Consider the following 12,577-nt stretch of genomic DNA (forward strand, 5'->3'; position numbering starts at 1 on the left):
TCGCCTACTCCGCTGCTACCGGCGTTTCAAGGCCACGCTTCATGAGCGAGCATTCCGCCATCGTCTTTGACGCCCGTGCGATCGGGTTGGTCAGATAGAAATCTTCGAAGGGCGCTTCAAAAGGACGCGCTCCGGCGAGGGTTTTGGCCTTTTCAGGCGCCTTGGACAGCGCCTCATGGCCGGCCTTGCCCGGGGCAAAGCCAAGACCTGCGAACACCGGATTATGCTCGCGAATCTGTTCGCGAAGCTGGTCTGCCGAATCATAGGACAGCGGCTTGCCGGTCAGCTCGGACAGCGCACGGAAGATCGCCCAGGCCTCACGGGCGTCGCCTTTCGGCTGGACCGCCTTGCGGGTCATCTGCACGCGGCCCTCGGTGTTCACATAGGTCGCTTCCATCTCGGTATAGGCCGCAGAAGGAAGAATGATGTCAGCGCGCGAGGCGCCGCGATCACCGTGAGAGCCGACATAGATCACGGTCGTATCACCGAGCTTGCTGAGGTCGAGCTCGTCGGCGCCCAGAAGGACCAGCGTGTCCACGCCGCCTTCGAGCATTGCCTTTGTATCAAGACCGCCCTCGCCCGGCACGAAACCGGTATCGAGCGCGCCAACACGGCCAGCCGCATTGTGAAGCACGCCAAAGCCGCTCCACTCTTCGGTGATTGCGCCCGCATCGAGCGCGATCTGGTGCGCCGCGTTCAGCACATCGAGCCCATGGTCGCCGACCAGCGCGTGCTCACCAATGACAACCATAGGGCGTTTGGCATTCTTGAAAGCTTTGACGAAAGCGCTGTCGCCTTTCAGCAGGCCATCAAGGTCTGCCGGGCCCGTGCCGAGGTGATCGTAGTCATAGGTGAGGTCGACGCCTTCGCCGACCAGACCAACCTGAAGATCATTCCAGAGCCAGGCCTTGCGGATACGTGCGTTCCAGACCGAAGCTTCGACACGCGGATTGGTGCCGATCAGCAGCAGCGCATCGGCTTCCTCAACGCCCATAAGCGTCGGGTTCAGAATGTACTTCTCGCGTACACCGTCAGCGCCATAGGCTGCGCCTGCCGGGCGGCAATCAGTCGATGCAATGTCGAGGCTGCGTGCAAGATCCAGCGCCGCACGGGCCTGTTCAACTTCAACGAGGTCGCCTGCGATAAAGCCTGTCTTCTCTTTCGAGGCTTTCAGCGCCTCCGCGGTCTTCTGGAGCGCCTCGCTCCAGCTTGCCGGGCGCAGCTTGCCATTCTCGCGGACATAAGGCTTGTCGAGGCGCTGACGGGCTAGGCCGTCCCAGACGAAGCGCGACTTGTCTGACAGCCACTCCTCGTTCACCTCTTCATTGATGACCGGCATGATACGCATCACGCCAGCACCCTTGGCGTCGACGCGGATGCCTGCGCCCATCGCATCCATGATGTCGATCGACTCGGTCTTGCGCAGCTCCCATGGGCGCGCATTGTAGGCGTAAGGCTTCGACGTCAGCGCGCCGACCGGGCAAAGGTCGATGACATTGCCGGAAAGCTCCGACGACAGCGACTTTTCCAGATAGGTCGTGATCTCGGCATCTTCGCCGCGCGAAATCATGCCCAGCTCTTCGACACCGGCGACTTCGGCTGCAAAGCGCACGCAGCGCGTACACTGGATGCAGCGGGTCATGATCGTCTTGACCAGCGGGCCCATATTCTTGTTCTCGACCGCGCGCTTGTTCAGCGCATAGCGCGAGCCAGACCGGCCATAGGCCATGGCCTGGTCCTGAAGGTCACACTCACCGCCCTGATCGCAGATCGGGCAGTCCAGCGGGTGGTTGATGAGCAGGAACTCCATCACCCCGTTGCGGGCCTTCTCGACATAGTCGCCAGAGGTCAGGATGTTCGGCGGCGTGCCATCCGGATTGAGGCGCATGTCGCCAACGGTCTGGGCACAGCTCGCAATCGGCTTCGGCGCGCCCTTCCACTGAACCAGGCACATACGGCAATTGCCGGCCACCGACAGGCGCTCATGATAGCAGAAGCGCGGGATTTCGGCGCCAGCTTCCTCACACGCCTGCATCAGCGTGTAGTGCTTGGGCACCTCAATATCCTTGCCATCGATGTTCAGTTTGAAAAGGTCGTCAGCCATCGCTTTAGAACTCTTGTACGGGATTGAATTTCGTCTCGCGCGACAGCGAATTCCAGCGCGCAAGGAGATAGGTCGGAACGATCACGAGCAGGCTGTCCAGCATCGTAGACGGGCGCCAGACCCGCATCACGAGCAGGTCATGCGCTAGCGTCAGCACAAGTGACAGCACAGACACCCCCAGAATCACCCATAGATACTTTGTCGAGACCAACGACAGGATACCGAGCACGATCATCGCGCCCATCTGCACTACTGGTAGCAGGACTGAATTCAGCGCCAGCACATCCACGCCGAAATACTGCGCTGTGACGATCAGGGCGAACGTATTCGTCCCGATGATCACGGCGCACCAGATGGCGGTGAGGATGTTGCGGAGCATGGTCATCAGTCGTGTCTGCCCTACTCCGCTGCCACGTTTGCGCCCTGCACCATGGTGCGCGGCGCCCGGTACTCGGAAATGCGGTCTTCGATCTCATGACGGAAGTGGCGGACAAGGCCCTGCACCGGCCACGCCGCAGCATCGCCAAGCGCGCAGATCGTATGACCTTCGACCTGACCAGCCACATCGAGCAGCATGTCGATATCCGACATCTCTGCCTGACCTTTGGCCATCCGCTCCAGCACGCGCCACATCCAGCCGGTGCCTTCGCGGCACGGCGTACACTGGCCGCAGCTCTCATGCTTGTAGAAGTAGGAAATCCGCGCAATCGCCTGGATGAGGTCAGTGGACTTGTCCATCACGATGACGGCCGCCGTACCGAGACCTGAGCGCAGGTCCCGCAGCGTGTCGAAATCCATATAGGCGTCCATGATCTGCTCGGCCGGCACCATCGGCACCGATGAGCCACCCGGGATCACCGCCTTCAGATTGTCCCAGCCACCGCGGATACCGCCGCAATGGGTCTCGATGAGATCACGGAAAGTGATCGACATCTCTTCTTCGACATTACACGGCTTGTTCACATGGCCGGACACGCAGAACAGCTTCGTGCCGGTATTGTTTGGACGGCCAAAGCCCGCGAACCACTCAGCGCCGCGGCGCAGAATGGTCGGCGCGACCGCGATCGACTCGACATTGTTCACTGTGGTCGGGCAGCCATAGAGGCCGGCATTGGCCGGGAATGGCGGCTTCAGGCGCGGCTGGCCCTTCTTGCCCTCGAGGCTTTCCAGAAGTGCCGTCTCCTCGCCGCAGATATAGGCACCTGCGCCATGGTGGACATAGAGATCGAAATCCCAGCCATTCTTGTTGTTCTTGCCGATCAGGCCTGCCTCGTAGGCTTCTTTCACCGCCTTCTCGAGCGCCTCGCGCTCAGCGATATATTCGCCGCGCAGATAGACGTAACAGGCATGTGCGCGCATCGCATAGGAGGCGACCATGCAGCCTTCGATCAGAAGGTGCGGGTCATGGCGCATGATCTCGCGGTCCTTGCACGTGCCCGGCTCGGACTCGTCTGCATTGACGACCAGATAGTGCGGCCGGTCACGGACTTCCTTCGGCATGAAGGTCCATTTGAGACCCGTCGGGAAGCCAGCCCCGCCGCGGCCACGAAGGCCGGACGCCTTGATCTGGTCGCAGATCCATTCCGGCGTCTGCTGCAGCATCTCACGCGTGAGATGCCAGGCACCGCGCTTCTTGGCCGCTTCGAGGCCTGGCGAGTGCGCGCCGTAAAGGTTTGTGAAGATGCGATCCTTGTCCTGCAGCATTAGCTCTTGTCCTCAGATGCAAGTGTCTTGGCCTGCTCGATCCAGGATTCCCGTTCAATCCGGCCCCGGAAAGACAGATACCCGTCGACCCATTTCACATTATCGCCGCTCCAGGCCGCGATCTGCGCATAGGTGTTCACACCAAGCTCATTGAGCTGTTTCTCAATTTTCGGCCCGATGCCCTTGATTTTCTTGAGATCATCGCCGCCCTCAGCGCCCGTCTCAGACGCGGCTGGACGCTCACCCTCAAGCTCCATCTCTTCATCGGCAGCTTTCACCGTCGACTTGGATGGCTCTTCGCGGTCAGTATTGGTCGGCTTCGACCGGGCCGGCTCACCCTTGGCTTCCGGCTCAGGATTGTCGCCCTTCGTCGCCTCTGGAAGATTTGGCAGGCCGGACACGCCATTGCGCGAGCCATCAAACAGGGCCGCCTCTTTCAGCGTTGTCGCTCCGCCAATCGGCGCACTGTTCTGGCGATCCACGAATGTCCCCGGAGGCACATCGACACCGCCCGCAAGACGCGACAGGATCTCATCGAGAGATTCCGGCGTCAGGTCTTCATAGTAATAATCGTTGATCTGGACCATCGGCGCATTCACGCAGGCGCCGAGACACTCGACCTCTTCCCATGACAGGCGGCCATCATCGGTCACGGCCATCTTCTTGCCGATGCGCTTCTCGCAGACCTTTTTCAGGTCGTTGGCGCCGCGCAGCATGCACGGCGTCGTGCCGCAAAGCTGGACGTGATTCTTGCCGACCGGCTGGAGGCGGAACATCGTGTAGAAGGTCGCAACCTCATAGACGCGGATATACGGCATCTCGAGGCGGTCAGCGACCGTGCGCATGGCCGGCTCGGACAGCCAGCCATTATTGTCCTTCTGCGCCAGCCACAGCAGCGGGATGACGGCCGAACGCTTCTTGTCCTCTGGGTACTTGCCCAGCCAGAACGCAATCGTCGGCTCTGTTTCGGCTTTGAAAGCGAAAGTCTCGCCCCCTGCCTCAAGATCAAAACGGCGAAGTGCCATTAGCGGTCGATCTCCCCAAACACGATGTCGAGCGAACCCAGTATGGCAGAGACGTCTGCCAGCATATGCCCCTTGCACAGGTGATCCATGGCCGCGAGGTGCGGATAGCCCGGCGCCCGGATCTTTGCGCGATATGGACGGTTCGTCCCGTCAGAAACCAGATACACACCAAACTCGCCCTTCGGCGCCTCGACGCAGGCATAAACCTCGCCTTCGGGCACATGGAAGCCTTCGGTGTAAAGCTTGAAGTGGTGGATGAGCGCTTCCATTGAGCGTTTCATGTCACCGCGGCGCGGTGGCGACACCTTGGAGCCTGCCAGCAGAACTTCGCCTTCCGGCATGTTCTCGATGCACCACTTCATGATGTCACAGGAGATGAGCATCTCCTCCATGCGACAGACATAGCGGTCGTAATTGTCGCCATTATTGCCGACCACGACCTTGAAGACGTCGCCCGGAATCTCGTCATAGATTTCGTAGGGCTGTGAACGGCGAAGGTCCCATGCGAGGCCAGAGCCACGCACCATGACGCCTGAGAAGCCCCATTCCATGATGATCTTCTCGTCCACGACGCCGATATCTACGTTACGCTGCTTGAAGATGCGGTTGTCCGTGATCAGCCCTTCGATATGCGCAATCGCGTCCGGGAACCGGCCGCAGAAATGCAGGATATCGTCGAGCAGATCAGGTGGCAGGTCCTGATGGACGCCGCCCGGACGGAAATAGGCAGAGTGCATGCGCGAGCCGGAGGCGCGCTCATAGAAGCCAATCAGCACTTCGCGCTCTTCAAAGCCCCACGTAATCGGAGCCAGCGCGCCGCAGTCCATCGCCTGCGTCGTGATGTTCAGCATGTGCGACAGGATGCGGCCGATTTCGGAATACAGCACGCGAATGAACTTGGCACGGCGGGGCACTTCGAGACCAAGCAAACGCTCGATCGCAAGGCACCAAGCATGCTCCTGGTTCATAGGCGCGACATAGTCGAGCCGGTCAAAATAAGGCAGGCCCTGAAGGTAGGTCTTGTACTCCAGCAGCTTTTCGGTGCCGCGGTGCAGAAGACCGACATGGCTGTCGATCCGCTCGACGACTTCGCCGTCGAGATCCATGATCATGCGCAGCACACCGTGCGCAGCCGGGTGCTGCGGGCCAAAGTTCAGCGTAAACTTGCGGTCGTCGTCGGAGGACGAAATGTAAGCGCTATCAGCCATTGTCAGCCTCCTTCTCCGCCTTTTCATCGCCCGGCAGCTCTTTGGTCATGCCTTCCCAAGGCGAAAGGAAATCGAAGTTCCGGTATTCCTGAACGAGGCTCACCGGCTCATAGACAACCCGCTTTTCAAGGTCGTCATAACGTACTTCGGTATAGCCCGTCAGCGGGAAGTCCTTGCGCAGCGGATAGCCTTCAAAACCATAATCGGTCAGGATGCGGCGCATGTCCGGGTGGCCGGCAAAGCGGATGCCGTACATGTCAAACGCTTCGCGCTCGAACCAGTCGGCGCTCGGGTGCAGGCCGGTAAGGCTCGGCACAGCCGCGCTCTCATCGGTCGAGACCTTCACCCGGATACGCTGGTTCAGGCGCATCGACAGGAAGTGATAGACGACCTCAAAACGCTGGCTGCGCTCAGGATAGTCGACACCGCAAATATCGATCAGCGTCTCGAACACGCACTGATTGTCGTCTTTCAGGAATTTCGACAGGCGCAGGATCGAATCGCGTTCGGCGAGCAGCGTCAGCTCGCCATGCTTCACATGGAAGCTTTTCACCATATCAGCGCACGAGTCGCTGATATGCTCGCCAAGCTCTTTCAGGGCTTCACTCATGACCAGTAAATCCTTTCCGCCTAGCGCTCGATCGAGCCTTCGCGGCGGATCTTCTTCTGAAGTTGCAGCATACCATAGACGAGCGCTTCTGCGGTCGGCGGACAGCCTGGCACATAGATGTCGACAGGCACGATACGGTCACAGCCGCGAACGACTGAATATGAATAGTGATAATAACCGCCGCCATTCGCGCACGAGCCCATGGAAACAACGTAACGCGGCTCCGGCATCTGGTCGTAGACCTTGCGAAGCGCTGGCGCCATCTTGTTGGTGAGCGTACCTGCGACGATCATCACGTCTGACTGACGCGGAGAGCCGCGCGGTGCCATGCCGAAGCGCTCCAGGTCGTAACGCGGATTGCCTGCCTGCATCATTTCAACAGCGCAGCACGCCAGACCGAACGTCATCCACATGAGTGAACCGGTCCGCGCCCACGCAATCAGGTCGTCTGCCCGCGCGGTGAAATAGCCTTTGTCGGCAAGGTGATCGGAAAGTCCGGCAAAGAACGGGTCATCAGCGCGCACATCGTGCCCGCCTTCGACACCGGCGCGGCCGGCTCCAAGTGCATATGGCTTATAGTCGTCGGCCATCTATTCCCACTCCAGCGCCCCACGGCGCCATTCGTATATGAAACCTACCGTCAGCACGCCGAGGAAGACGACCATGGACCAGAAGCCGAACACGCCAATGGTGCCGAGGCTGACAGCCCACGGGAAGAGGAAGGCCACTTCCAGATCGAAGATGATGAAGAGGATGGCCACCAGATAGAAGCGGACATCGAATTTCATGCGCGCATCGTCGAAAGCGTTGAAGCCACACTCATAGGCCGAATTCTTTTCAGGGTCCGGGTTGGACGGGGCCAAAATGGCAGCGCCAATAATGAAGAGCAGCGACAGGATCACACCAAGTCCCAGAAACAGGATCACTGGCAGATAGTCGAGGGCAAAGCGTTCAATCTCGGTCATATGAGGTGAGCTCCTCGAAGGACGGGCGTCGAAAGCGTCGGGTTAGGACGCTTTCAGCGCGATGGCAACATGCCATCCCCATCATAACTAACGTGGCTGACAGAAAATTCTGCCCCCTCGCATGCGGCGAGGCGACGCGCTGGCTGCAACCGGCATCCAGCTGAAAATGCGAAGGATTTGCAAGTCATACAGCTCCCCCTCGCCCACACTTCCCAAACACCGTCACTGCACCGTCAGAAACACCACGCCTGCACCAGAGTTTCCGACACCTGAGGGCACCGGGGTACAGTGGCACCCATGATCGCCCGTGACTGGATCCTTGATGTGTTGGCAGAGCTGGAGCTCTGGTACTGGCCCATCTTCCTCTGGGAACTGTACTGGCTGGACCGCTACCTCATAGCGAGACGCGCAGAACACCGCTCTGGCCTTGTTGGCTACTCGGTCTGCAAGAAAGGCCGCATCTATATCACGCTCCAGGCCTTCGCGGACAAACCAGCCCCGAATGACTGGACCGTGTTTGCGCCGCGTGCGCCTTGGAAGCGGCTGTCTCTGGATGTCTCTGAGGTGTGGCAGGGCCTGAAGGCTACTGAATCTCAAACACCCGCCCAGCGTCCATCTTTCAGCACGTCCGAACCATGGAAAATCTCCGCCGCCACAAACCTCAATCTCATTCCACCCTAGACACAGCGCCCAACCCAAACTCCGCATGGTGAGCGAAGCCGAACCACGCGGCCAACATCAACCCCACCACCCCAAACACCCACCTCCCGAAGATACCTGCGAAGGCAGGTATCCAAGATGCAGCCTCTGAGCCTAAGCAAGCACTCTCAAAGCCGCATCATGGACACCTGCCCCTCATCCTGTGCTTGTCGAAGGACGCAGGCGTCTGCGGATACAAGACCGCAGCCCGACCGGGCCTGCGGCCGCACGCGCTTCCTCATCCTGAGCCTGTCGAAGGATGAAGCAGGAAATCACTGAAGGAAGCGCCATAAGCCTCCTGAGACCCCGGCCTGCGCCGGGGTGAGCGGATTGAGTGAAACGCAGCCCTGAGCCCGATCCATCGCGAAGCGAGATCAAACCAAAAGAGCACCACTCAGATGAAGAGGGAAGCGGGGAAACGGAGCGAAAAGCACAAAGCCCCTGCCGGGGCATTCATTTCCTATTTTCGATCCACCGGATCGAAAATTTCGCTGCGCAAATCGGAAAGTGAATGGTGCCCGGGGGCGGATTTGAACCACCGACACGCGGATTTTCAATCCGCTGCTCTACCCCTGAGCTACCCGGGCGGGTTACTGGGGAAACGGCGTCATAACGCCGGGACTTGCCATTGTCCAATCCCCTGTTTGATCTTTTTGCAGCAAGCTGCAGACAACCTCAATTATAGCGCGGCTGAACCGTCTCTGCCGGGGCAGATTCGCCAGCCCGGACAGTTTCACACGCCGCGTCGAGATCGCGCAGATAGTCATCGATCATATCGGCATGTTTCGGCGACAGCATGAGATGAAGACTGCGCGGCTCCTTGGTGACCGAGGTGAACCAGCCACGCTTGTAGAGCTCGCCATAAAGCGCAAAGGAATGAAGGTCCGGATGGCGAAACGCGATGAGGCCAAGCAGCGGCGTGCCAAGAATCTCGAACCCACGAGAGCGCAGCCCCTGCTCTACTCTCTCGCGCGCGGCGCAGACCTTGCCCTGGAGGCGGCAATATCCCTCGACACCCAAATGGTTCATCACCGCCCAGGCCGCAGAAATCGCCCCGCCCGGCCGCGTCCCGGCGAGGGTCGGGGTCTTCATCGGCGCGCCAGACCAGCCCGCAAAGTCGAACGGCATGTGCTGATAGAGGTCAGCCGAGCGGAACAGCACGGTCGATGCGCCTTTGGCCGCATATCCATACTTATGAAGATCAGCGCTCATCGACTGGACGCCCTCCAGCTCAAAATCGAAAGCCGGCACAGGAACGCCATTCATCCGCGCAAATGGCGCAAGGAAGCCGCCAACGCAGGCATCGACATGAAGCCAGACGCCTTTCACAATGGCGAGGTCAGACAGCGCCGCGATCGGGTCGATGATTCCGTGCGGGAAATTCGGCGCGGAGCCGACGATCATCACAGTGTTCGAATCAATCAGCTCAGCCATGGCGGCAGGGTCAGCTTCATAGCTGCCATCGGTCTTCAGAGCCGCACGGCGCACTTCAATGTCCATGAGGTGCGCTGCTTTATCGAAGGCAAGATGTGCCGACTGCGGCAGGACGATATTCGCAGGTCCCGACTGGCCTTTCGAGCGGGCAAAGTCGCGCGCTGTCTTGAGCGCCATCGTGATCGAATCGGTTCCGCCGGATGTCATCGCGCCGGTCGACCCTTCTGGCCCATGCAGGAGGTCCAGCGCCATGGAGACGACATCCTTCTCCATCTTCGCAAGCGACGGAAAGGCAAGCGGCCCAAGGCCGTTCTCTGACATGAAGGCGGTGTAGGCTTCCTTCTGGACCTGCTCGACCTCTGGACCGGCATTAAAGACATAGACCGCCGTCTTGCCGTCGCGCCACTTGGCATCGCCTGCACCGCGCGCCGACATCTCGGATTTTAGCTCGGTCCAGCTCGTTCCTGTTTTCGGTAGTTTCATCGCTGCCTCCCAATCGGGCAGCATAATCGAACCGCCAGCAATGGCGACCCCTACAGGACTTGAACCTGTAACCGTCGGATTAGAAGTCCGGTGCTCTATCCAGTTGAGCTAAGGGGCCGGAAAGCGCGCCGGACTAATGCGTCCAGGGCTGTTTGCGATCGGCAGCGAAGTTCTGGGAGTAAGATTTCACCAGACGCTTTGGCTCACGCGGCTCATCGACAGTGAAAGTCAGCTTTTCGCGCTTGGCAAAGTCGATTGCCTGTTCACGCGTTTCGAAGTGCATGCGCACTTGGCCTGTTGTGTCGTTGATGCTGGTCCAGCCCATCAGAGGGTCAGCGAAGCGGGCATCGTGATCGGCACGAAACTCAAGAACCCATTCGCGCGTCTTTCCCCGGCCTGACTGCATGGCAGTCTTTCTGGGCTTATAGATCCGCGCGTCCATGTTCGCCTCCAGTATATCGATGGTCGGAGCGAGAGGATTCGAACCTCCGACCCCCTGATCCCAAATCAGGTGCGCTACCAGGCTGCGCCACGCTCCGACATCGGATTGCCCTTCTATGCAGACGCGCCGGACGCCGCAAGCCCTATTTAGCGGTTCGACGCAGCACGCGGAAAACTGCGTCCGCCCGCGCGGCCAAAACCGTGCCCACCAGCATGTCCGCCGTGACGTGCACAACGCCGTTATCGCTAGATATGACGCGGGGATGCGCCTCGAGCCAGTCGCCCGGACGGATGGTGCCGTAGAAGCTGGTGGTGAGCTTCAGTGTCACTGACATTTTCCGGGTTTCATACCAGACGGCCCAGGCAAGCGCGCCATCTGCAAACGAACTCACCATGCCGCCATGCATGAAACCCATGCTGTTGCAATGGCGGTCCAGGACCCAGATGCCGCTGCGCATGTCGCCTTCTGCCGTCGCGCGGCAGACGGGTCCGTTGCGTGTGGTGAACGGGCCGCGGGAAGAGGATATCTCGAAACCCGCAGGCGGGTCGCGGTGAACTTCGCTATTCTGCGGCATCGTTGCCGAAGATTGCGTGACGGACGGTGTCGCCCGGCTCGATGCCAAGCTCTGCTGCCCTGCCGCCATTGATCTCGAGGACGCCTTTTACCGGGGTGCCCGGCGAAATGGTGCGCAGAGAGCCCGGAACAGCATTACGGGCAATCATCACGACAGAACCGGTCGAAGAGATGAACAGCATGTCCAGCGGGATCAGCGTGTTCTTCATATACATCGCCGGCTCACGCGGATTGCCGAAGTCAAACAGCATCCCTGCATCTGGTGCCAGCGATTCGCGGTTCATGAGGCCGTAGGAAATCTCATCGCTCTCATCGGCGATCTCGATGTCGAACTGGTGGCTACCATTTGCCGAGTCGATCGTGACGCTCGAGGTCTCAAGCGGATCGGCAGGCGCGGTCTGCGCAAAAGCAGTGGAAGACGGCAGCACCATGGTGCTGAAGCTCAGGGCCGCAATGGCGAGAAGTGTTTTCATGCCAGCGGGTTTAGCCCGCACCTTTCGCACGCACAACACGTCTTGGAAGCCAGCGATGTATCTATTCTGTAAGGACGGCGCTCACATAGGCGCCGCGCGTGCCTTCGGAGATTGTCACGGTGAACTGCTCGCCCGGCTCTGCCGACGAGATGCCGCTACGGCGAAGAACGGAAATGTGGATGAAGACATCCCCCTCCTCCTCGACCCGATTTACAAAACCGAAGCCGCGTTCTGTGCTGAACCACTTAACAATGACGTCTTCAGGTTCAGGGGCAGTGCCTTTTTCCTTGGCGATCACCTCGCGAGGACGGTCCATCTCGATGATATGCTCAACCTGCCAGCCCCGATCGCCGGCTACAGCGTCGCAGACGATACGTGCCCCTTCATCGGCATCAGACTCGCCATAGGCCCGCAGCGCCGAGATATGGATCATCACATCGCCCGAAAGCTCAGATGAGGTAACTGAATCAGGAATGACGAAACCGTAGCCCTTTGCAGGGTCAAACCATTTGATAGCGCCAATCACCCGCACTGAGGTTGAAGGCTCTATATTCTGGATTTCAGGTTTCACCGCACTCATCGACCCACCATTCCCGTTAAGAATAGTAGAAAAGCCGAATCGGAATGTCATCCCCGAAGGGGACAACAAATCGTGTTTTACGCGAAATTGTCCAAAAAAATGGCACTCCCTAGGGGAATCGAACCCCTCTTTCCAGGTTGAAAACCTGGCGTCCTAACCGATAGACGAAGGGAGCGCTCGGTTTGGAACGCGCGATATAGCTGTCACTCGCGCGGCTTGCAAGCGGCTCTATGCGGACAAATCAGTTTTTTGCAGTTGGGCGCCTTTTCGCTGGATG

General features: G+C 59.4%; 14 protein-coding genes and 4 tRNA genes. 1 reads left to right on the forward strand and 17 read right to left on the reverse strand.

Annotated elements, in window-relative coordinates; translation table 11 throughout:
* Positions 1–4: 4 nt before the first annotated feature.
* From nuoG to KUV46_13725, 8 genes are read right to left on the reverse strand one after another with little or no spacing between them, the layout of a single operon-like run.
* Positions 5–2,104, reverse strand: a complete 2,100-nt coding sequence (gene nuoG, locus KUV46_13690; protein QYJ00378.1) for an NADH-quinone oxidoreductase subunit NuoG — start codon at positions 2,102–2,104, stop codon at positions 5–7.
* Between the two features lie 4 nt (positions 2,105–2,108).
* Positions 2,109–2,489 (reverse strand): hypothetical protein, encoded by a 381-nt coding sequence (locus KUV46_13695; protein ID QYJ00379.1) that lies wholly within the window; start codon positions 2,487–2,489, stop codon positions 2,109–2,111.
* Positions 2,490–2,503: 14 nt separating this feature from the next.
* Positions 2,504–3,808 (reverse strand): NADH-quinone oxidoreductase subunit NuoF, encoded by a 1,305-nt coding sequence (gene nuoF, locus KUV46_13700; GenBank protein ID QYJ00380.1) that lies wholly within the window; start codon positions 3,806–3,808, stop codon positions 2,504–2,506.
* Positions 3,808–4,833, reverse strand: a complete 1,026-nt coding sequence (gene nuoE / locus KUV46_13705; protein ID QYJ00381.1) for an NADH-quinone oxidoreductase subunit NuoE — start codon at positions 4,831–4,833, stop codon at positions 3,808–3,810. Before nuoE ends, nuoF begins: the two co-directional genes overlap by 1 nt.
* Entirely contained in the window at positions 4,833–6,041 is a 1,209-nt protein-coding gene (locus tag KUV46_13710) for an NADH-quinone oxidoreductase subunit D (GenBank protein ID QYJ00382.1), read from the reverse strand. Before KUV46_13710 ends, nuoE begins: the two co-directional genes overlap by 1 nt.
* A complete protein-coding gene (locus tag KUV46_13715; protein ID QYJ00383.1) occupies positions 6,034–6,651 on the reverse strand; it encodes an NADH-quinone oxidoreductase subunit C in 618 nt (205 codons plus the stop codon). The genes KUV46_13710 and KUV46_13715 overlap by 8 nt, the downstream gene beginning before the upstream one ends.
* 20 nt (positions 6,652–6,671) lie before the next feature.
* Positions 6,672–7,241: an NADH-quinone oxidoreductase subunit B gene (locus KUV46_13720; GenBank protein ID QYJ00384.1), complete on the reverse strand. Its 570-nt coding sequence runs from the start codon at positions 7,239–7,241 to the stop codon at positions 6,672–6,674.
* Positions 7,242–7,616 carry an NADH-quinone oxidoreductase subunit A gene (locus KUV46_13725; GenBank protein QYJ00385.1) on the reverse strand — a complete coding sequence of 125 codons (375 nt, stop codon included), beginning with the start codon at positions 7,614–7,616 and terminating at the stop codon, positions 7,242–7,244.
* Positions 7,617–7,913: 297 nt separating this feature from the next.
* Between KUV46_13725 and KUV46_13730 the strand changes: the two genes are divergently transcribed.
* Entirely contained in the window at positions 7,914–8,297 is a 384-nt protein-coding gene (locus KUV46_13730; protein QYJ00386.1) for a hypothetical protein, read from the forward strand.
* A gap of 530 nt (positions 8,298–8,827) precedes the next feature.
* On the opposite strand, the gene KUV46_13735 is transcribed toward KUV46_13730, so the two are convergent.
* From KUV46_13735 to KUV46_13775, 9 genes are all read right to left on the reverse strand, one after another.
* Positions 8,828–8,902: transfer RNA gene (locus KUV46_13735), tRNA-Phe, on the reverse strand.
* Between the two features lie 88 nt (positions 8,903–8,990).
* Complete coding sequence (locus KUV46_13740; protein QYJ00387.1) at positions 8,991–10,232, reverse strand: aminotransferase class V-fold PLP-dependent enzyme; 1,242 nt, start codon at positions 10,230–10,232, stop codon at positions 8,991–8,993.
* 41 nt (positions 10,233–10,273) lie between these two features.
* Positions 10,274–10,350: transfer RNA gene (locus tag KUV46_13745), tRNA-Arg, on the reverse strand.
* A gap of 15 nt (positions 10,351–10,365) precedes the next feature.
* On the reverse strand, positions 10,366–10,638 hold the full coding sequence (locus KUV46_13750; protein ID QYJ00388.1) for an ETC complex I subunit: 273 nt from the start codon (positions 10,636–10,638) through the stop codon (positions 10,366–10,368).
* Positions 10,639–10,694: 56 nt separating this feature from the next.
* A tRNA-Pro gene (locus tag KUV46_13755) sits at positions 10,695–10,771 on the reverse strand.
* A 45-nt stretch (positions 10,772–10,816) separates the two neighbouring features.
* Positions 10,817–11,248, reverse strand: coding sequence for a PaaI family thioesterase (locus KUV46_13760; protein ID QYJ00389.1), 432 nt, complete (start codon positions 11,246–11,248; stop codon positions 10,817–10,819).
* Positions 11,235–11,720: a DUF192 domain-containing protein gene (locus KUV46_13765; protein QYJ00390.1), complete on the reverse strand. Its 486-nt coding sequence runs from the start codon at positions 11,718–11,720 to the stop codon at positions 11,235–11,237. The genes KUV46_13760 and KUV46_13765 overlap by 14 nt, the downstream gene beginning before the upstream one ends.
* A gap of 61 nt (positions 11,721–11,781) precedes the next feature.
* The gene (locus KUV46_13770) at positions 11,782–12,300 is read right to left on the reverse strand and encodes a cold shock domain-containing protein (protein QYJ00391.1); all 519 of its coding nucleotides are present in this window, start codon (positions 12,298–12,300) and stop codon (positions 11,782–11,784) included.
* A gap of 100 nt (positions 12,301–12,400) precedes the next feature.
* A tRNA-Glu gene (locus KUV46_13775) sits at positions 12,401–12,475 on the reverse strand.
* Positions 12,476–12,577: the final 102 nt, after the last annotated feature.

The sequence above is a fragment of the Thalassovita mediterranea genome, assembly GCA_019448215.1.
In the GTDB taxonomy this organism is placed as follows: domain Bacteria; phylum Pseudomonadota; class Alphaproteobacteria; order Caulobacterales; family Hyphomonadaceae; genus Henriciella.